Raw genomic sequence first — 20,264 nt, 5'->3', positions numbered from 1 at the left:
GTAGATAGATGAATAGTTAATAAATTGAAAGGGAAGAAATCATGTCACAAACCAACATGCAGCAAGTCATTATTACAGAGCCAGGCGGTGTCGATAAACTTAGCTTTGAAACAGTAGTGGTTCCTGAAGCTAAAGCAGATGAAGTTTTGGTAAAAGTCCATGCCTTCGGAATTAACCGTCCTGATATCTTACAACGTCAAGGTTTGTATCCAATGCCTAAAGGCGTAACACCAGTGCCGGGTCTGGAAGTTTCAGGTATTGTTGAAGCTGTAGGCAGTGATGTGACCAAATTTAAAGTCGGTGACAAAGTTTGCGGCCTGACCAATGGTGGCGGTTATGCTGAATATTGCGTTGTACCTGAAAGCCAAACATTGACTATTCCGACAGGCGTAAGCTTTACTCAAGCGGCAGCCATTCCCGAAACATTCTTTACCGTCTGGGCGAACGTGTTCCAGATGGGTAAAGCTAAAGCAGGGGAAACTGTACTGGTTCATGGTGGAACCAGCGGGATCGGTACGACTGCTTTAATGCTGTGTAAATCGCTTGGAATCAAAACATTTGCAACTGTGGGTACTGATGAAAAAGTTGCGGCCATTTCAGATTTAACGACTGCGATTAACTACAAGACTCAAGACTTTGAACAGGTCATTAATGAACAAACCGATAATGGTGGCGTTGATGTTATTTTAGATATGGTTGGTGCGCCATATTTAGAACGTAATTTGAATTTATTACGCCGTGATGGGCGTTTGGTCTATATTGCATTCTTGGGTGGGGCAAAAGCCAAAGACGTTAAACTGGGTCAAATCATGATGAAACGCTTGACCATTACTGGTTCAACTATGCGTGCACGTACCACGGCAGAGAAAGCTGAAATTGCACAAGGTTTGCAAAAAACGGTTGCACCGCTATGGGAAAAAGGTGAATGTTTACCGATGATCTATAAAACATTTAAGTTTAATCAGATTCAAGATGCACACGCCATTATGGATACGGGTGAGCATGTAGGTAAAGTGGTAGTGCAAATCATCTAATATTTCTACTTAAACAATGAAAGCCAACAAGTGTTGGCTTTTTTTGCATAAAATAATATAAAAATTCAAATTAATTAATTGAAAAGTAATAAATAACTTTTTAAAAAGTGATAAAAAATTAAAATAATATCGATTATTCGACACAACCTGTCAGAAAGGTAGCTTAAATTAACCTTAAAATTTAACCTGACCAATTTGTTTGGTATTGGGTTAAATATCATGCAATAAGGGGATGTACAATGAAGATTATATCAACACCATATACCCGTGCGCATAGTTTCCGTGCTTTAAAACGCCTGCATAAAGCGATTATTCATAATCAGGTGTCAAATTCAGACCTGCATAAATTTTACCAGGCAATGCTTCATTTAGAACGTTATGTAGAACGCCTTCATCGTAAGGGTAAAAAAAGCCGCGTGACACAGCGGGTTAAATAGCTTTTTAGAGTCTTTTTATTAGCCTTAAGTTGAAGGGAATATTTGAAAATTATTTTTTATTTGGCTGTATAATTTTTTTGATAATTAAATAATTTTGCATATTTTTATATGCAGTGCTGTAAAGCACGAAGAGGGGATTTATGAAGGATCATCCTTCAACGCATGAACGACTTGCTGAACGTTTGGCCCGTATATTAACCAAGCTCAATGTAGGGCATCAGTTAAGCGTACAACAATTAGCGCTTGAATTTCGGGTGAGTAGCCGAACCATAGAGCGTGATTTTGATCGTTTAAATTCTTATCTTCCACTCATTCAAGACACTAAAACCAAAAAATTTTATCTGGAATCTTCCTATCTCGGGCGCTTTAAGTTACAAGACATTCAAAATTTTGCCCAGTTGTCTGGCATTCAGGATCTTTATCCCTCTTTAGATATTTCTTTTTTAAGAGAGTTATTCGATAACCGTGCCAATCTGGTTTTTTCTGCCAAAGGGTATAACTTTGAAGATCCGAGGCAGTATGCCGAACATTTTAAAATACTCACCCGTAATATTCAAAAAAGACAGCAAATCGCTTTGTTTTACAGAAATCAAATGCGGGTTGTAAAACCGTATCGATTAATTCATCACATGGGTAACTGGTATTTGGCGGCTGTACGCAAGCAGGAACTGCGTGTTTACCGTCTTGGTCGTATTGAGAAAATTATCTGTAGCCATCAACTCTTACGATTTGAACATGATCAGCATGTGCTGCAGCAATTAAAAGATGAAGATGGTATTTGGTTTCAGCATGAAAAACAGGAAGTCATTTTATCTGTACATCCAGAGGCTGCAATTTATTTTAAGCAACGCCGGATTTTTCCAGAACAGGTCATCTTAGAGGAATTGGAAACCGGGGAGTTGCTGATTGGTTGTCAGATTAGGCATCAGAAAGAATTGAACCCGTTGGTGCGTTACTGGATACCTTATGTGAAAATCGTCAAACCTGAGCATTTCCAACAAAAACTTAATGCCAGTCTGCAAGGCTATTTAACCTATGCACAGTAAAAATAAACGCAAGGTTTTAAAGTTTTAGCTGGGCGATGGGTAGATATAGATAAGTATTTAGCACAATGCCCTTGAATTTTATGATTAGCCTGCAAGAAATTTCAGGCATAAAAAAACCAGCATTAAGCTGGATTTTTTATTGCACCATTTTAAGTAGTCTTAAAATGGTGCCCGAGGCCAGACTCGAACTGGCACGCTTTGTGGGCGGGGGATTTTAAATCCCCTGTGTCTACCGATTTCACCACTCGGGCATTTTAACAAGATTGGAGGCGGAGGTCGGAATCGAACCGGCGTACACGGAGTTGCAGTCCGCTGCATGACCACTCTGCCACCCCGCCATCTCTTGGTGATGCACATATTAGCAATCTTTGAAAAAAAAACAATACTATAAATAGTGTATATGCACATAAAATCAGCATATAGAATAAAATAGCCGAAATAATCATGTATTATTTGCGAAATTGATTCATATCTACTTTGGAGATGTGCCGTGGCATTAGTTTTAGATGGTCGTGCATTGGCAAAACAAATTGAAGCGGACTTGTTAACTCGCGTTGAAGCATTAAAAGCGAAAACAGGTCGTACCCCCATTCTTGCGACTATTTTGGTCGGTGATGATGGTGCATCTGCTACCTATGTACGTATGAAAGGCAATGCGTGCCGCCGTGTCGGTATGGATTCGCTAAAAGTTGAATTGGGCAAAGAGACCACAACTGAACAATTACTGGCTGAAATTGAAAAATTAAATGCCAATCCGGATGTACACGGTATTTTGCTTCAACATCCGGTACCTGCTCAAATTGATGAACGTGCATGTTTTGATGCAATTTCTTTGGCAAAGGATGTAGATGGCGTAACCTGTCTTGGCTTTGGTCGTATGGCAATGGGCGAGGCGGCTTATGGGTCTGCAACACCCGCAGGCATTATGACCATGCTGAAAGAGAACAACATTGAAATTGTAGGTCAACATGCGGTAGTTGTGGGTCGTTCTGCAATTTTGGGTAAACCCATGGCAATGATGTTGCTTCAAGCCAACGCAACGGTAACCATCTGCCATTCGCGTACTAAAAATCTTCCAGAATTGGTTAAACAGGCTGACATTATTGTAGGTGCAGTGGGTAAAGCCGAATTGATCCAAAAAGACTGGATTAAACCAGGTGCAGTCGTTGTAGATGCTGGCTTCCATCCACGTGATGGCGGTGGTGTAGGTGATATTCAGCTTGTCGGTATTGAAAATGTTGCTTCTGCTTATACACCTGTTCCAGGTGGTGTAGGTCCTATGACTATTACCACTTTGATTCGTCAAACGGTTGAAGCTGCTGAAAAAGCTTTAGGTTAATTTGAAGATGTATGTCACAACGGATTCTTATCGTTGTGAAAATTGATGTAAGAAGCTCATTGGTTACTTTTCTTTCGGGAAAAGTAACCAAAACCATTTGTCATTTGCAGAACTCGGCATCATCCGTCTTTTTTCTTATTGTTCGCAGAAACAGGACAGATTTGATTTTAGTCTGCTTCAGACAGCTGCGAATGACTCGGGCATTAATCAAATTTTAGTTATAAATTCTAATAAGTTTTTAAGGCTTATCTATGAGCTGTACTTTCGAATTCTCCAAAGCCCCAGAGCATCTTATCCAAGCCTTACATGAGGTGATCCCCGGTTGTGACTTGATGGCGCAGCAGCTACCTGAAACCCCGATTTCTTTATGGCTGATTCCACCAGTGTTTCCCACCGATCGTTTGGATGATGACGTGATTCGTCGTATCTGGAACGATACACCGTACTGGATTTTCTGTTGGGCTTCAGGGCTTGCGATGGCACAGTGGCTACTGGCAGAGCCTGAGCACGTTAAAGATAAGGTGGTTTTAGACTTCGGTGCAGGATCTGGCGTAGTCGCGATTGCAGCGAAAATGGCAGGGGCAAAACGCGTTATTTGCTGTGACATTGATAGGGTGAGTTTAGATGCCTGTCGTGCCAATGCAGAACTGAATAACGTAGAGCTTGAATATCTAGATGATCTGTATAAGGCAGAACAGGTAGATGTGCTGTTAGCAGCGGATGTGCTTTATGATCAATGTAACCGCTTTTTTATGGATGAATTTTTAAAATTTGCACCCGAGGTTTGGGTGGCGGATAGCCGTGTGAAAAACTTTAGTCATCCAAACTATCAAAAATTAGACGAACGCAGTGCCACGACTTGGCCGGATCTGGATGAGTCCAAAGAATTTCGAAATGTGAGTTTTTATAAGACGCTGTAAACAGCGTCTTTTTTTCTATCTACATTTTAAAATTTTAAGAACAGGTATAACGAACCACGCTTAATGTACTTGGACGAGCCTCTAAAGCTTGGCGAGTTGCCATGTCTTCACTATTATATAAATCTGGCGTATTGCTGAGACTTACGCTGGTACGACTGTGCCCCAGTTGACGGCCATATTGTGGAGTCTGTATTGCTGGATTGGCAATGTCACTTATACTTAAAATATCAATTTTGTATTGTTTGTTTAAGCCTAATACTTTTTGACAAGCACGTTGTAATTTTCTCTCATCTACTTGTTGGTTCTGGCGACCTGCCAAAGTATAAGCCAAGGTTGCTGAGTTAGGTGACTGGCTTTCGATCTGATAGCCGACATTACCATTATATTGAAGCGGTGTGCTTTGGCACGCAGCAAGTCCAAGCGCCATAAAACCTAAGCCAAGCAATTTATAGGTATTGTTCATCTTTAAAAGTTCCAAGCGTTGTTATTGTATTGAGTATGCCATAAGCCTGCTTTTTTAACGATGTAATCCAGGCATCTATCTATAAAAAAGCTTTCCAATTGTGACAAAGTGAAAAGCCTTTTTTAGGTGATTATTCAGCTAAATATACTGGGTTTGATGGTCGATAATGAGGCTCTGTTTCTTGGAGTCACTCAGCAAGATATCAGTACTTAAAGACAAGGCCATCCTGAACGGAAGATAGGAGAAAAGGAGGTTTTTATAAGTTGTATTTTTAAAGTTAAGTCCAGGCAGTTCTGCTGTCCCACCAAACAAGGAGTTGGCAAGGGTATAAGGTAAAGCAATATCCAAGGCAAGAATATTTACAGGAAATAATTCCGCTTTAACTATTCCTATTAATGGCAGTATACATCCAATAAGCCAAAGGCCCTCATAACCAGTTTACGGCCAATTTACCGGATATCACGTCAACAGTAGGTTGAATCGGTTTGACAGTGTTATTGCCTTCAGGAAAAAATTGGAAAGCAAAGTACAAGCTAAGTGCGGTATGTACATACCCATCATATCATTCAAATAAATTACCTGCAGAGCCGCCAAAGATAGATTTGAAACGAGTTTTGCGGTCAAGTTATGAAGTAGCAACCTGAAAAGATGAATTTGCCATCATAATTTTCAAAAATTATGGGTAATACATATTCTTAAATTTTCGAGGTGAAAAATTTGAAACCATACATTTTATAAGGGAAGACAAAAATAAATTTTTAAAAATATGTTATACGCCTATAGTTTGGCTTGATCATTCGACTTTAATTTTGTCGGTGTTTTGTTTTGAACATTTAGTAATTTTAATTTATTGTTTTAATTGAATAGGATAAAAGAAAAGCCTTTCCTGTCAAAAGGCTTTAAAAAATAACTGGGAATTAGTGTTCTTTAATTTCTGAATGGTGTTTGGTATCTTTCATAAAGATATAAACAATCAATGAGATAGAAATTAAGATAGTGACATAAATAAAGTACCATGATTCATGTCCAGCTTCTTTGAAACTCAGTGCAAAAAACTCTGCTGTTCCGCCAAATAAAGTATTGGCAAGTGCATAGGGAAGCGCGACTCCTAATGCACGAATATGTGCAGGGAACATTTCAGCTTTTACTACAGCATTAATTGAAGTGTAACCTGTAACAATGATCAAGCCGACCAAACAGATCCAGAATGCAGACCAGTAGTCTTGAGTCTGTCCAAGTTTGTCAAATAAGAAATAGGTAAATAGAACGCCCAATACCCCAAAGGCAATCATGAGGGGTTTGCGTCCGATCTTATCGGATAAAGCTCCGGCAAAAGGTTGTAAACACATGAAAATAAACAGAGCCAGAGTCGTGATCTGCGTGGCTTCGGGCTTGCTAAAGCCGGAGGTGTTGACTAAATATTTTTGCAGATAGGTGGTATAGGTATAGAAGGCCACCGTACCACCTGCGGTTAAAAACAACACAGTAAATGCCTGTCTAGGATAATGTTTGAACAGTGCAAACATACTCGATTCAGGCTGATTCTTATCTTTTTGTGCATTTTTAAAAGATTGGGTTTCGAGTAAGCCACGGCGAATATAGAACACGACAATCGCAAGACAAGCCCCGATAAAGAAAGGAATGCGCCATCCCCACGCATGGAGTTGTGCTTCAGTAAGAACAAACTGCAAAATCAGTAACACACAGAGTGCGGTGAGCTGACCTGCGATTAAAGTCACATACTGGAAACTAGAAAAAAAACCGCGTCGGTTTCTTTCTGCCATTTCACTTAAATAAGTGGCACTGGCACCATATTCTCCACCAACACTTAAGCCCTGTATAAGGCGGGCAACCACAAGAATAATAGGTGAAAATACCCCAATTTGGTCATGTGTTGGGGCTACTGCAATCATCAGAGAACCAATACACATCAAGGTTACAGAAAGAGTAAGTCCCGATTTACGTCCTTTTTTATCCGAGTAAATACCCATGATCCAGGCCCCGATTGGGCGCATTAAAAAGCCGACTGCGAAAATGGCGGCAGCTTGAAGTAATTGTGCTGTTTGACTGCCTTTGGGGAAGAAAGCATGCGCAAAATATAAGGTAAATGCGGCATAGACATACCAGTCATACCACTCGACCAGGTTGCCTGCTGAACCACCCAGAATGGATTTGACCCGTGTTTTGGTATCTAGATTTGCTTGAGGAACGTTATCTTCAATCATTTGTCCAAGTCCATTTTGTTATTATTTTTAGATGTTAAACCTATTGTTTTAACGATATAAGCATACGAGTTTTTAGTTCTGTATGAAAAATGTTCGAATTTAAGTGTCTGAAACAGAAGTGGTTGAAGGGGAGAGTGAGGTGAAGGATAGATAGGTACGGTTTATTTTTGCTGTGACAACCCCATTGTTATTTTATATTCCTTCTATTCATCCGTAATTTGCAAGTGTCATTTCACCTTAAATGGTGCTAAGTTTCATACAACAATAAGAAATTTAAGTCAGCTGTTTTGACAGGATTAGAGGAGGTAGACATGCAAATGAGTCATCCGGTCTATGATGTAGTGGTGATTGGTGGAGGCATCAATGGTGTCGGCATTGCAGTCGATGCCGTTGGACGAGGGCTGTCTGTGTTCCTATGCGAAAAGGATGATTTAGCCAGTCATACATCTTCTGCAAGCAGTAAGCTTATTCACGGTGGTTTGCGTTATCTTGAACATAAGGAGTTTCGTTTAGTACGTGAAGCGCTTGTTGAACGTGAAATTTTATTAGCCAAAGCTCCGCATATTATTCGACCCTTGCGCTTTATCATGCCGCACCAGCCACATTTACGTCCTGCATGGCTGATTCGTACCGGTTTATTTGTTTATGATCATTTGGGTAAACGAGAAAAATTAGCAAGCTCAAAGCATATCCATTTTGATGCCGCAACCAGCCCTTTAAAGGAAGAAATGATACAGGGTTTTGAATATTCAGATTGTGCGGTGGATGATGCGCGTTTAGTGGTTTTAAATGCGCTACAAGCACATGAGCGTGGTGCGTATATTGTTACCCAAACGCGATGCAACTCTGCATACCGTGAAAATGGATTGTGGGTGGTGCAACTGGAAAATGCACAAGGCACTTATCAGGTTCAAGCCAAAGCATTGGTGAATGCTGCTGGGCCGTGGGTTGCACAATTTATTCAACAGAATTTAAAACAAAAATCCCCTTATGGGCTCCGATTGGTTCAAGGTAGCCATATTATTGTGCCAAGAATTTATGAAGGCGATAAAGCCTTTATTCTTCAAAATGATGATCAGCGGATTGTTTTTGCGATTCCTTATCTGGAGCAATACACCCTGATTGGAACCACTGATCATGAATACCAAGGCGATTTGGATCGGGTCAAGATTACCCTAGCTGAAATTGATTATCTGCTGGATGTTTATAATGATCATTTTAAGCATCAGTTAGGTGTTGAAGATATTTTATGGACCTATTCAGGGGTTCGGTCTTTATGTGACGATGAGTCTGATAATCCATCCGCGATTACCCGCGACTATACTTTGGCAATGTCGTATGAGCAGAAAGATGATGCGCCTTTGCTTTCAGTGTTTGGCGGAAAACTGACGACCTATCGAAAGCTGGCAGAATCTGCAGTTGCACATTTGCAACCTTTTTTTCCGAACATGAATAAGCCCTGGACTGAAAAAGCATTATTGCCCGGTGCAGAAAACTTGGTTTCAGTTGAACGGTTAATTCAGGAAATTACGCAAAGCATTGAAGATGTACCGTTCCAGTTGGCTTCGCGCTGGGCGCATGCCTATGGTTCACGGGTATGGAAATTTATAAGTGCTATTACAGCGATGGATGAACTTGGCGAAGACTTTGGATATGGCTTATTTGCTAGAGAAGTAGATTATCTGGTAGATCAAGAATGGGCCAGAACCAGCCAGGATATTTTATGGCGCAGAACCAAGCTAGGCTATCAATTTACTAATGACCAGATTCAGCTGTTGGATCAATATCTTTCGAAGTTACTGGTTAAGAGATCGCAGGAGAGTGCAGCTTAAGTTTTTTAAACTTGAAATAAAAGACCGCTTAGACGGTCTTTTATTTGAGTTAAATTGCAGTATTGGTCTTCAATATTGATCTTCAATTAAGTTTTTAGCTGAGACTGCATTTAACTTTATATTTTTAGAGTGTTTTAAATTTCAACGCCGCCCATTGCTACACAGTTCACAGGCGTATTCCATTTAACTGCAGTACCCAAAATCACTGGACGTACCATGCGCCAAGGCCAGAAACCAAATCGCTGGCTGGCATTGTAGTTAATCACCACGTTACCGCCGACCTGATGTGCACGTTCTGCAAAGCGTGAATATAACTCTTCTACGCTACCATAAGTACCTTTGGCAACTTTAATGCGTTTTTTGACCTGAAATTGGCTTGAGTCAGGCGTGCTTTTGATGGCACAGATATGAAGATCAGATTGTTCTGTAGTCTCTTGAGCCATGGTTAGGTCAGATAAACCGAGTAGGCAAGCTGTAAGTGTGAATGCTTTTAACATGAGATTTTCTTCTTTTATTGTTATGGAATTATTTGCGGGCTTATATTAGCGTAAAAAAAGGCCACCGAAGTGACCTTTTATCAATTAATTCAAAAAATTAAGCAGATTTTTTAACAGCTTCTAAAAGCTCATTTTGACGTGCTTTAAGTGCAGCCGGTAAACGTTCACCTAATTTAGTGAACAATTCAGTGTGGCTTTCCAACTCTTTGATCCATTGATCTTTGTCTTGTGCTGTAACAGTTTCGAATTGCTCTTTAGAGAAATCGATACCTGTCCAGTTCAATTGTTCATAAGTAGGAACCAAGCCGATTGGAGTTTCAGTCGCTTCAGCGCGGCCTTCACAACGATCAATCATCCACTCAAGAACACGCATGTTTTGACCGAAACCAGGCCATACGAAGTTGCCTTTAGCATCACGACGGAACCAGTTTACGTTAAAGATTTTAGGGAGTTTGTTGCCAGCAGCTGCAGCTTTAGCACCAACTTCTTCACCCAATTCTAACCAGTGAGAGAAGTAGTCAGCCATGTTGTAGCCAGCAAATGGAAGCATCGCAAACGGATCGCGACGAACAACACCTTGTTGACCAACAGCAGCAGCAGTAGTTTCAGAACCCATGGTTGCTGCTTTATAAACGCCATCAACCCAGTCGAAAGCTTCAGAAACCAAAGGCACTGTATCTGCACGGCGACCACCGAAGATGAACGCAGAGATTGGCACGCCAGCTGGATTTTCCCAGTCAGCATCAATAGAAGGGCATTGACCAGCAGCAACGGTGAAACGTGCATTTGGATGAGCAGCTTTTTCACCAGCAACGTGTGGTTGGCCTTTCCAATTGGTCAGGTTAGCAGGCGCCTCTTTAGTCAGACCTTCCCACCAAACTTCGCCGTTATCAGTCACAGCAACGTTGGTATAAATTACGTCTCTGTTCAGCGTAGCCATACAGTTCGGGTTAGTCTTGGTATTTGTACCAGGCGCTACACCGAAGAAACCAGCTTCAGGGTTGATTGCATATAAGCGACCGTCTTCACCTGGTTTAATCCAGGCAATATCGTCACCTACAGTTTCAATTTTCCAGCCTTCATAGCCTGCTGGTGGAATCAACATTGCAAAGTTGGTTTTACCACAAGCAGAAGGGAATGCTGCTGCGATGTAATGTTTTTCACCTTGTGGATTGGTCACACCAAGGATTAGCATGTGTTCAGCTAACCAGCCTTGTTGACGACCCATTGAAGATGCGATACGTAAAGCCAGGCATTTTTTACCCAACAATGCATTACCGCCGTAACCAGAACCGTAAGACCAGATTTCACGAGTTTCTGGATAATGCACGATGTATTTTTCAGGGTTGCAAGGCCATGCAACGTCTTTTTGACCTGCTTCAAGCGGAGCACCTACAGTGTGTACGCAAGGAACGTATTCACCGTCAGTACCAAGAACATCATAAACAGCTTTACCCATACGAGCCATTTTAGACATGCTTACCGCAACGTAAGGAGAATCAGTAAGTTCAATACCGATGTGTGCAATATGAGAACCTAAAGGACCCATAGAGAAAGGGACAACATATAAAGTACGTCCTTTCATTGAGCCATCAAATAAACCATTCAGGCGAGTACGCATTTCAGCTGGAGCTTCCCAGTTGTTTGTCGCACCTGCATCTTCTTGTTTTTCTGAACAGATATATGTACGACCTTCAACACGAGCAACGTCAGAAGGATCAGAATTAGCTAAGTAAGAGCCAGGATGCTTTTCCGCATTAAGCGCTTGCATAGTGCCGTTAGCGATCATCAAGTCGATATAACGTTGATATTCTTCTGCGCTACCGTCACACCATTCAATTTTCGCTGGCTTCGTTAATTTTGCAATTTCTTCAACCCATGCAATAAGCTTAGGGTGTCGAACGAATTCTGGTGCGTTCACTTGGGTCATGGTGAGGCCTATCTCATATGTGTACAATTTGAATGTACAAAGTACAATCCAAGCAATGGGATACACCGCCTGGATGAAAATATAAAAAAAAGTGGCTGTATTAAAGCATAAAATCATAAAAAAAATAAGACTTAAGAAGTATGTAAAATAGGAGAAGAGATAAGGTTTATTTTATTTTAAACATATTTAAAACAATAACTTATGATTTTTAAATAAGATTTGAAATGGTATTTTTATATATTATGGGGATTATTTATTTAAATTATTTACTTTAAAAACAGTAAGTTATTGATATTTTTTTTATGAGAATTATTATTGATTAAATAAATGGTTGTCATTCGAATTTTACATAAAGAGACTTTTAATTGCTGATAATTTGGACAAGATTAGAGCAATTGCTTCAAAAAGATATAAAAAATGTCAGAATCTTTAAAGCCCTTATCACTCATATATAATGAAAAGTCCGGATTTCATGCTGCGAATAAAGATGAAGTCTTTGAGCAGCTTATGACAAATTTAACTGCTTATGGCTATGAAATTCAGGCTTTTGAAATTGGTGCAGAAGTTAGTTTTGATCATTTAATGAATAAAATCATTTTACGCCATCAACAAGCTCATGAGCTTGGGGTTATCGTTGCAGCAGGGGGGGATGGAACCTTAAACGCAGTTGCTGCGAAACTTATGGAAACTGAAATACCGATGGGGATCTTGCCATTAGGAACATTTAATTATGTGGCACGATTACTGAATATTCCACTGGACCTATTAAGAGCTGCGGATGTGATTGCCACAGGAAAGATGCGTGAAGTGCATGTGGCACAGATCAATGATCATATTTATTTAAATAATGCCAGTTTAGGGTTATATCCTTTATTTATTCAGAAACGTGAACTCTATAATCAGCGCTTTGGTCGTTTTGCTTTAAATGCGTATACCTCAGGTCTGGATGTGCTCATTCGTGACCGTAAAGAACTGAAACTTGAAGTCGAAGTTGATGGCAAAAAATATCCTGTTAAAACGCCACTGATCTTCTTTGGCAATAACCAGTTGCAACTCGCAGAAATGAACCTTGGTATTGCTGAATCTGCTAAAAAAGGCAAGGTGGCGGGTTTAGTCGTCGCCAAAAGTGATAAACGCACCTTATTTAAAATATTATGGCAATTAATAAAAGGAAACTTGGATAAAGCACCGGATGTGTATAGCTTTTCAGCAGATGAAGTCAAAATTTATTCAAAGAGAAAAAAATTAACAGTTGCTTTAGATGGTGAAATTGTTGAAATACAGCCTCCACTTAAAATTTCAGTGCGTAAAAATGCCTTAAAAATAATGGTGCCTCATGATTCTGCATCTCTCTGATCTGCATTTTGGAACGGAAAAACTCGCCTGTATGGCGGCAATCCGCTTATTTTGTCAAGAGCAACAGATTGAAGCGGTTGTGGTGAGTGGGGACTTGACCCAGCGTGCACGCTATATACAGTTTCATGATTGCAAAAAATTTTTGGAAAGTTTAAATCTGCCGTATTTGGTGGTTCCAGGCAATCATGATATTCCGCTGTATCACGTGTGGAGCCGTATCTTTAGTCCATTTACCCGCTATAAATTGTTCTTTGGGCATATGGAAACCACCTTGGAAACTGAACATTTTTATATTATTGGGGTGAACAGTATTCGACGTCGTTATCACACTCGCGGACATATTTCCTTAGAGCAAATTCAGCAGATTGACCAGTCTTTAATGATTGCACCTGCGGATAAAATCAAACTGATCGTGGCGCATCAACCTTTTTATACCCCGCCGAATGATTCGCATGGGGTGAAAGATTGTCCCATGTTGGGCCGGATGGCTTTAGAGTCGTGGAGTCAAAGTGGTTTAAATGGTTTATTGCATGGCCATCTGCATCAATCGGCAGTCTATGATTTAAACCAGATTTATCATTTAGGCGCAGCACATCCAGTACTGGATATTCATGCAGGTACAGCGACTTCATATCGGCTACATCATGGCTTACCGAATAGTTTTAACGTCATTCATGCAAATGCAGATGTGCAGCACTATTATTTTGATGAACAGCAAAAAGAATTTGTATTAAAAGAAGAAAATGTTGAATAAATACAGAAATATTTGAGATTGAATAAAAAATATACAAAAAACAGTATTTTTTTTTGCTTGCCCCCTTGAAGCGTTTTTTTCCATCCCCACCAAAGTGTCATCGAAATTATTTTTTGATGATGACCGATGGAATAACAAAGTCATCATTACTTCACTATAAAAGACTTAGTCTGATGGAGTTTCCAATGAGCAACATTCGTCCATTACATGATCGCGTAGTTATTCGTCGTGTTGAAGAAGAAACTAAAACTGCTGGCGGTATTTTACTTCCAGGTTCTGCTGCTGAAAAACCGGCTCAAGGTGAAATCATTGCAGTAGGCAACGGTCAGATTACTGACAATGGTGTACGTGCTTTAGACGTTAAAGTGGGCGACAAAGTATTGTTTGGTACTTACGCTGGCACAACTGTCAAAGTACAAGGTGAAGAACTTCTTATTATGAAAGAGTCTGACATTTTAGCCGTTTTAGAAGACTAATTCAGACCTGTTTCAGTTAATCAAATTTTTGAAAATTAAAATATTTGGAGTAAAGCATGTCAGCTAAAGACGTAAAATTTGGTGATTCAGCTCGCAGCAAAATGATTGCAGGCGTGAACGTACTTGCAGATGCAGTAAAAGTAACTTTAGGCCCTAAAGGTCGTAACGTAGTCATTGACCGTTCTTTCGGTTCACCACACATCACTAAAGATGGGGTAACTGTTGCAAAAGAAATTACCCTTAAAGACAAGTTTGAAAACATGGGCGCGCAATTGGTTCGTGAAGTATCTTCAAAAACCAATGACATCGCAGGTGACGGTACAACAACTGCAACTGTATTGGCTCAAGCAATTTTGAACGAAGGGATCAAATCAGTGACTGCGGGTATGAACCCAATGGATTTGAAACGTGGTATCGATCTTGCAGTTCGCGCTGTGGTTGAAAACATTAAAGCAACGGCCAAACCTGCTTCTGATACGAAAGCGATTGAACAAGTCGGTTCGATTTCTGCTAACTCTGACACCACTGTGGGGAAACTTATTGCGCAAGCAATGGAACGCGTAGGTAAAGAGGGCGTAATCACGGTTGAAGAAGGTTCAGGCTTTGAAGATTCGCTTGACGTAGTTGAAGGCATGCAGTTTGACCGTGGTTATATCAGCCCGTACTTTGCAAACAAACAAGACACGTTAACCGCTGAACTTGAAAATCCGTTCATTCTTCTTGTTGACAAAAAAATTGGCAACATCCGTGAATTGATCAGTGTATTAGAAGCTGTTGCTAAAACAGGTAAGCCACTGCTTATTATTGCTGAAGATGTTGAAGGCGAAGCGTTGGCTACTCTTGTAGTGAACAATATGCGCGGTATTATCAAAGTATGTGCGGTTAAAGCACCTGGCTTCGGTGACCGTCGTAAAGCTATGCTTCAAGACATCGCGATCTTGACGGGTGGTACTGTAATTTCTGAAGAAATTGGCATGTCACTTGAACAAGCAACTCTAGAGCACTTAGGTACAGCACACAAAGTGACAGTATCCAAAGAAAATACTGTTCTTGTTGATGGTGCAGGAAATGCTGCTCAAATCGCGGATCGCGTTCAACAAATTCGTGCGCAAATTGAAGAATCAACTTCAGAATACGACAAAGAAAAACTTCAAGAACGCGTTGCTAAATTAGCAGGCGGTGTTGCAGTGATCAAAATCGGTGCGGCAACTGAAGTTGAAATGAAAGAGAAAAAAGACCGTGTTGACGATGCACTTCACGCAACTCGCGCTGCGGTAGAAGAAGGCGTGGTTGCAGGTGGTGGTGTTGCGCTAGTACGTGCAGCTAAAGCACTTGATGGTGTAGTTGGGATAAATGATGACCAAAATGTTGGGATCAACATTTTACGTCGTGCGATTGAAGCGCCACTTCGTCAAATCGTTGCAAACGCTGGTGATGAGCCTTCAGTTGTAATCAATGCTGTGAAAAATGGCGAAGGTAACTTCGGTTATAACGCTGCGACTGGCGAATATGGCGACATGCTAGAAATGGGTATTCTTGACCCTGCAAAAGTAACGCGTTCAGCACTTGAGCACGCTGCTTCTGTTGCTGCATTGATGCTTACAACTGAATGCATGATCACTGATATTCCAGAAGATAAACCTGCAATGCCTGATATGGGCGGTATGGGTGGCATGGGGGGTATGATGTAATTCATACTGATCATCCGATAAAAAAATCCCCGCAAAATGCGGGGATTTTTTTAAAGAATCATATTCAAATGATTCATCCGCTAAGTTTGACTAATTACTTTAATTCTCTATTCTTAAGAAAAACTAATTAATAAATTTTTTATCTGTTTGTAACTGGTGAAAATAATGAATAATGAGTTAGAGAATCTAATCATTGGGCAAATCTATGAAGCTGCTTTGGATGTCAGTTTGTGGCCTAAGGTGATTCAACACATTGTTCAATATACTGAAAGTAAAGCTGCCATGTTCACGGCTTTAGATCAATTAAACCCCGCCTATAATTTTATCTATACATATAATCTTCCCCAACAAAGTGTAGAAAGGGGGCAACAGGAAAGAATAAAAATTATTGATAAGAAATTACATTTGCCACTATGGCAAAAATTAGGTGTAGGAAATACTTTAAGTCAAAATTTATCGCACTATAGTCAAATGTTGGGTACGGATGAGTTTATTTTTTATGAAAAATATTTAAAGCCTATAGGGATTTGTTTTGTTGCTGCGGTGCTGTTGGATCAGGGCGATCACCAATGGTCTCTACTTGGAATTCATCGAAGTGAGCAAGATCAACCGTTTAGTCAATTTGAATTAGATATTTTAAAAAGGATAGGTCTACATTTACGACGCGCACTGCAAATTCATAAACAATTAAGTTTGGCTCGTTTAGAAAATCATAATTTATACCAAATACTGAATGCAGCAAAAACTGGTATTTTACTGATTGATCTAGATAGAAAAGTGCATTATCTCAATCAAAAAGCCCAATCTATTTTTGAAAAATCTAACGTAGTTGAACTGGATAAAAACAATCGAATTAATGTGAGCAAGACAGCTCAACCTGATTTAGAACAATTAATATTGAGCACTAGACTTAAATCTGAATATACAAAAAAACAGGTCGGCGGGTTATTGGCATTAACGGATCAAGCCGGCCATAAGTTTATGCTCACTGTTGCACCGTTTAACAGTACGCAGCATTTTCCCGATTTAAAAGACCATTTAAATGAGTATATTCTTCTCTTCATTACTGAAACAGAAAAAAAATATACCCTTGCCGTACCTTACTTAAAGAAAGTTTATGGGTTGTCGAAGAAGGAATGTGAATTGTGCGAATTATTTGTTAATGGATATAACCTTGAGCAAATTTCAGTGCATTGCAACTTGGCATTAAGTTCAGTACGCACCTATCTAAAAAATATTTATGCAAAAATGCAGTGTAATACCCAAGTAGAGTTTTTATATAAATTAATTGGCCTTACTCTAGATTTCGAGCATGTAAGTTAATCTATCCAGAACCTAATTCTGGATAGATATATCTTGATTATTATTCGGTAGCAACAAGAGTGCCAGTAGTCTCAGTAGCTAAGAAGTCTTTATTAAAAGTATATGAAATATCACCGCTGACAAGAGTTAAAGATCCAGTAGCAAGCGTGTAGGTAAACGCTGGATAAAGCGTTGTCCCATTGACAAGTCCTGAACAGCCAGTGGTATCCACTATACTTTGAGTGGCAATCACAGTTCCATTGGTCGTGGTGTATTTGCCGTATTCAACCCCCTGAGTCGGTGTTTCACATTCATCGTTTGCTAAAGTGTCAATATACATATAATAGCCGTCACTAAAGAATGTGATTGCATTTGTATCATTGAACCAGTTGTCCTGAAGATTGTTTGCAGTGGTGCTAATCCGTTTTAATTTATTTTCACCATTCGTCACACCAGATTCGACCAGTGTTAAGTTGGTTCGATCATAACTTAAGGTAAACGGTACATCTCCGTTTGGATTAGACAGTCCTAAATCGCCATTGGTATCAATCTCAATTTCTGGATTAATTTGTCCAGTAATTGGATTCCAGTCCAATGTGCCGGATTCTACGCCGCTACCCGTTAGATTAGTTCCATCTACTTCTCCTAATATATATTGACCAGAAGGAGAAATATGAACAATTACAGCATCCTGACCGGTATGACTCAACTCCCAGCTTCCAGCAATATCTTTATAGAAGGCATTTTCGGAATTAGTGAGTGCAGTTTCTAATGCAATTGGAGTTTTATTAAGTTCGGTAAAAACAGGATCTGTAATAAATTGCTCATAAGTCTGGTTGAAATTGATGGTGTTGTCAGCCAGTGCGGCGAAATCAGCATCGCTAATTTGAATCCCATTATCGTGATTTGCATCGGTATCAAGTGTTTGCAAGAAAACGATAATATTTTGACGGACATTTTGTACTGTAGATAATTGTAATGGAGTGATTCGAGAAGAAGCTGGAATTGAATCGCCTAGCTGTACACCACCAATAAAAAACTTAATGGTATCACCCGCTTTATAGTCAAAATAACCTTCCGCATTGGTTTTAGCTTTTATACCGCTACTTGTTTGATATTCAACGCCCGATACTGGTCCATCAACGAGTTGTCCCTGTTGAGTGGTAGGGGTAGGTGGTGGGATAAAATCGTCATCATCATCGTCATTACATGCTGTAAGTAAGCCCGCAATGGCAAATGCCAAGAGCACTTTTTTCATTTTTCTACTCCATCAACCTTTGATTATTGTGCATAGAGCATAAACAAGCTGAATGGGCGCAAAATATCCTCAAATTGGGATAAATAAATTCTTTTTCGTCACTTTTTATAACAACGTAATAAGTTGTAAAAATTAAGAGAACTGTTTTGTGTTGTTATTCAAATGATTTAAAAATGAAGTTAATTTTTAAATACATTAAGCGACAGCAATTTTTAGATATAAAAAATCGTTTTACTTTAATTTTTTTAATATTTACTACCTATATTCAATTATTTAATTTTGATATAAGCAGGTTGAGAAGAATCTGGATAAATAAATACAATCAACTCATGTTGAGTGCTATTGAATTTGATAGGTGAGCTTGGGTTATTTTTAATCGTAGCAATATATTCATTATTTTTATTATCCACTAAAACAATATCGCTGTTGCGTAATTTAAGTGGTCGATCTGACTGATTATTAATTTCAAAAAAATACGTCAATTGAGTGCTTTCAATACCATTTAATTGTATTTTTTCCGATTTAAATAAATCAGCCTGTATATCTACGTATTTGAGCGCATTATTGACTTGAATATTTTGCACTTGAGGAATCTGGTATTGTTCAAAATTTTTGAATGGGTTTTTATTCTGATCCAATAATTCTATCGAATGCTGATGTAGAGAAAAATAACGATTTTTTTTAGTTTTATCATCACATAATTGTAATAAGTTTGAATTTTGCTCATCGAAAGTAAATGTTCCGGACGACTCTTTTTGTTTAATTTTTTGCTTTAAAAAACTAATTTCTTTTAGGCTGTAGGTTTGGTTTTGATGAAGTCTGAGTGAAATGAGTTTCTTTTCACAAGTATTACAAGGAATAAATGCTTTGTAGTAGCCAATCCAATCTGGAACTTCAACCTGTATAGGTTTTGAAGGTTGCTCAGGAAGACTAACTTTTTCATTCAATGATGATGTACTCGTATTATCGCAGCCATTTAAAAGTAAAATGGAAAAAACACTGAGGGTAATCATCGCTTGTTTCATAAGAGTCATTTAATGAAAAACATATTTTTAAACATAATCATAACTGAATGATCCCGCTAGTATGAAGTCATTAAATAAGTGATTTATTTGTAGCAAATCGTGACGGATAGCAGAAAATCCAGAGGCTAAAAATCCATATTTCAGCCTCTTGATGCAGACAAAAAAGGCAACTAAACTGGTTAAGATCTTTTTTGGAGCTTGTAGTTTAGCTTTGAATCTATGGCTTTTCCTGTATCTATATCACGCGCTTCTACAAAATTTTCACCGACAAAAAATTTACGATTATCACCGGCTTTATCTAAGCTAATGATCGATGGATTATCCTGATCGAAGCTAAAAGTCCCTTTGACTTTAAATTCGTTGTTCTTTCCTTTACCCAAGTATTCTTCTGTTAATTCATAAGTTTTATCTGCTTTCAACTCGAGATCGGTTTTAATTCCTTCACAATCCGCACAGGGGAAAACACCTTTATATTCACCCGCCCAATCGAGTGAAGTTTCTGCGGTATCACCTAATGAGGTTGCAGCTTGAGTATGCGTTGGCTGCATGGATTGAGTTTGAGTGACCGTATTTTCAGGTGCTTGATTACTTGCATTCATATCGGTATTTGGTTTGCTGCATGCAGTTAATGCAATAGTGATAAGAGGTAGGATTAATATTGGTTTTTTCACGCTTTAGT

The 20,264-nt window shown here is 39.3% G+C and carries 18 protein-coding genes, 2 tRNA genes and 1 pseudogene; 11 read left to right on the top strand and 10 right to left on the bottom strand.

Features of this window, described 5'->3' with window-relative positions:
- The first annotated feature begins 41 nt into the window (after nucleotides 1–41).
- From E0H89_RS01235 to E0H89_RS01225, 3 genes are all read left to right on the top strand, one after another.
- Nucleotides 42–1,034, top strand: a complete 993-nt coding sequence (locus E0H89_RS01235) for an NAD(P)H-quinone oxidoreductase (RefSeq protein WP_131213862.1) — start codon at nucleotides 42–44, stop codon at nucleotides 1,032–1,034.
- A 239-nt stretch (nucleotides 1,035–1,273) separates the two neighbouring features.
- Entirely contained in the window at nucleotides 1,274–1,471 is a 198-nt protein-coding gene (locus E0H89_RS01230; RefSeq protein ID WP_131213860.1) for a hypothetical protein, read from the top strand.
- Between the two features lie 140 nt (nucleotides 1,472–1,611).
- The gene (locus tag E0H89_RS01225; protein ID WP_131213858.1) at nucleotides 1,612–2,517 is read left to right on the top strand and encodes a helix-turn-helix transcriptional regulator; all 906 of its coding nucleotides are present in this window, start codon (nucleotides 1,612–1,614) and stop codon (nucleotides 2,515–2,517) included.
- A 165-nt stretch (nucleotides 2,518–2,682) separates the two neighbouring features.
- On the opposite strand, the gene E0H89_RS01220 is transcribed toward E0H89_RS01225, so the two are convergent.
- Nucleotides 2,683–2,768 (bottom strand) — tRNA-Leu (locus tag E0H89_RS01220).
- Nucleotides 2,769–2,781: 13 nt separating this feature from the next.
- Nucleotides 2,782–2,855 (bottom strand) — tRNA-Cys (locus tag E0H89_RS01215).
- Between the two features lie 152 nt (nucleotides 2,856–3,007).
- On the opposite strand from E0H89_RS01215, the gene folD reads away from it, so the two are divergent.
- On the top strand, nucleotides 3,008–3,856 hold the full coding sequence (folD, locus tag E0H89_RS01210) for a bifunctional methylenetetrahydrofolate dehydrogenase/methenyltetrahydrofolate cyclohydrolase FolD (RefSeq protein WP_131213856.1): 849 nt from the start codon (nucleotides 3,008–3,010) through the stop codon (nucleotides 3,854–3,856).
- A gap of 251 nt (nucleotides 3,857–4,107) precedes the next feature.
- Nucleotides 4,108–4,776 (top strand): class I SAM-dependent methyltransferase, encoded by a 669-nt coding sequence (locus E0H89_RS01205; RefSeq protein WP_131213854.1) that lies wholly within the window; start codon nucleotides 4,108–4,110, stop codon nucleotides 4,774–4,776.
- 34 nt (nucleotides 4,777–4,810) lie between these two features.
- Here E0H89_RS01205 and E0H89_RS01200 read toward each other — a convergent pair whose 3' ends face one another.
- The 3 genes and pseudogenes from E0H89_RS01200 to E0H89_RS01195 all read right to left on the bottom strand — a co-directional run bounded on the left by E0H89_RS01200 (nucleotide 4,811) and on the right by E0H89_RS01195 (nucleotide 7,464).
- Nucleotides 4,811–5,239, bottom strand: coding sequence for a hypothetical protein (locus E0H89_RS01200; RefSeq protein ID WP_131213852.1), 429 nt, complete (start codon nucleotides 5,237–5,239; stop codon nucleotides 4,811–4,813).
- Nucleotides 5,240–5,714: 475 nt separating this feature from the next.
- Nucleotides 5,715–5,900: pseudogene (locus E0H89_RS16945) on the bottom strand (alpha-ketoglutarate permease); the annotation flags it as partial.
- A gap of 256 nt (nucleotides 5,901–6,156) precedes the next feature.
- The gene (locus tag E0H89_RS01195; RefSeq protein ID WP_131213850.1) at nucleotides 6,157–7,464 is read right to left on the bottom strand and encodes an MFS transporter; all 1,308 of its coding nucleotides are present in this window, start codon (nucleotides 7,462–7,464) and stop codon (nucleotides 6,157–6,159) included.
- Nucleotides 7,465–7,775: 311 nt separating this feature from the next.
- Between E0H89_RS01195 and glpD the strand changes: the two genes are divergently transcribed.
- Entirely contained in the window at nucleotides 7,776–9,296 is a 1,521-nt protein-coding gene (gene glpD / locus E0H89_RS01190; protein ID WP_131213848.1) for a glycerol-3-phosphate dehydrogenase, read from the top strand.
- Nucleotides 9,297–9,430: 134 nt separating this feature from the next.
- Here glpD and E0H89_RS01185 read toward each other — a convergent pair whose 3' ends face one another.
- Complete coding sequence (locus E0H89_RS01185) at nucleotides 9,431–9,793, bottom strand: hypothetical protein (RefSeq protein ID WP_131213846.1); 363 nt, start codon at nucleotides 9,791–9,793, stop codon at nucleotides 9,431–9,433.
- A gap of 97 nt (nucleotides 9,794–9,890) precedes the next feature.
- Nucleotides 9,891–11,723 carry a phosphoenolpyruvate carboxykinase (GTP) gene (locus tag E0H89_RS01180; protein ID WP_131213844.1) on the bottom strand — a complete coding sequence of 611 codons (1,833 nt, stop codon included), beginning with the start codon at nucleotides 11,721–11,723 and terminating at the stop codon, nucleotides 9,891–9,893.
- Between the two features lie 417 nt (nucleotides 11,724–12,140).
- Here E0H89_RS01180 and E0H89_RS01175 point away from each other — a divergent pair, with 417 nt between their 5' ends.
- The 5 genes from E0H89_RS01175 to E0H89_RS01155 all read left to right on the top strand — a co-directional run bounded on the left by E0H89_RS01175 (nucleotide 12,141) and on the right by E0H89_RS01155 (nucleotide 17,323).
- Nucleotides 12,141–13,079: a diacylglycerol/lipid kinase family protein gene (locus E0H89_RS01175; RefSeq protein ID WP_131213842.1), complete on the top strand. Its 939-nt coding sequence runs from the start codon at nucleotides 12,141–12,143 to the stop codon at nucleotides 13,077–13,079.
- Nucleotides 13,060–13,833 (top strand): metallophosphoesterase family protein, encoded by a 774-nt coding sequence (locus tag E0H89_RS01170; RefSeq protein ID WP_131213840.1) that lies wholly within the window; start codon nucleotides 13,060–13,062, stop codon nucleotides 13,831–13,833. Before E0H89_RS01175 ends, E0H89_RS01170 begins: the two co-directional genes overlap by 20 nt.
- A 185-nt stretch (nucleotides 13,834–14,018) precedes the next feature.
- Nucleotides 14,019–14,309, top strand: a complete 291-nt coding sequence (locus tag E0H89_RS01165) for a co-chaperone GroES (RefSeq protein ID WP_131213838.1) — start codon at nucleotides 14,019–14,021, stop codon at nucleotides 14,307–14,309.
- Between the two features lie 56 nt (nucleotides 14,310–14,365).
- On the top strand, nucleotides 14,366–16,000 hold the full coding sequence (gene groL / locus E0H89_RS01160; RefSeq protein ID WP_131213836.1) for a chaperonin GroEL: 1,635 nt from the start codon (nucleotides 14,366–14,368) through the stop codon (nucleotides 15,998–16,000).
- Between the two features lie 165 nt (nucleotides 16,001–16,165).
- A complete protein-coding gene (locus E0H89_RS01155) occupies nucleotides 16,166–17,323 on the top strand; it encodes a helix-turn-helix transcriptional regulator (protein ID WP_131213834.1) in 1,158 nt (385 codons plus the stop codon).
- A 40-nt stretch (nucleotides 17,324–17,363) separates the two neighbouring features.
- Here the strand turns inward: E0H89_RS01155 and E0H89_RS01150 are convergent, their stop codons facing one another.
- From E0H89_RS01150 to E0H89_RS01140, 3 genes are all read right to left on the bottom strand, one after another.
- Entirely contained in the window at nucleotides 17,364–18,560 is a 1,197-nt protein-coding gene (locus E0H89_RS01150) for a hypothetical protein (protein WP_131213832.1), read from the bottom strand.
- Between the two features lie 269 nt (nucleotides 18,561–18,829).
- On the bottom strand, nucleotides 18,830–19,585 hold the full coding sequence (locus E0H89_RS01145) for a copper resistance protein NlpE N-terminal domain-containing protein (protein ID WP_165493992.1): 756 nt from the start codon (nucleotides 19,583–19,585) through the stop codon (nucleotides 18,830–18,832).
- A gap of 179 nt (nucleotides 19,586–19,764) precedes the next feature.
- Nucleotides 19,765–20,256 carry a copper resistance protein NlpE gene (locus E0H89_RS01140; protein ID WP_131213828.1) on the bottom strand — a complete coding sequence of 164 codons (492 nt, stop codon included), beginning with the start codon at nucleotides 20,254–20,256 and terminating at the stop codon, nucleotides 19,765–19,767.
- Nucleotides 20,257–20,264 lie beyond the last annotated feature (8 nt).

It is taken from the genome of Acinetobacter sp. ANC 3781, assembly GCF_004331285.1.
Lineage (GTDB): Bacteria > Pseudomonadota > Gammaproteobacteria > Pseudomonadales > Moraxellaceae > Acinetobacter.
The sequence above is the reverse complement of the archived record's forward strand: the minus strand, read 5'-3'. Positions and strand labels throughout refer to the sequence as shown.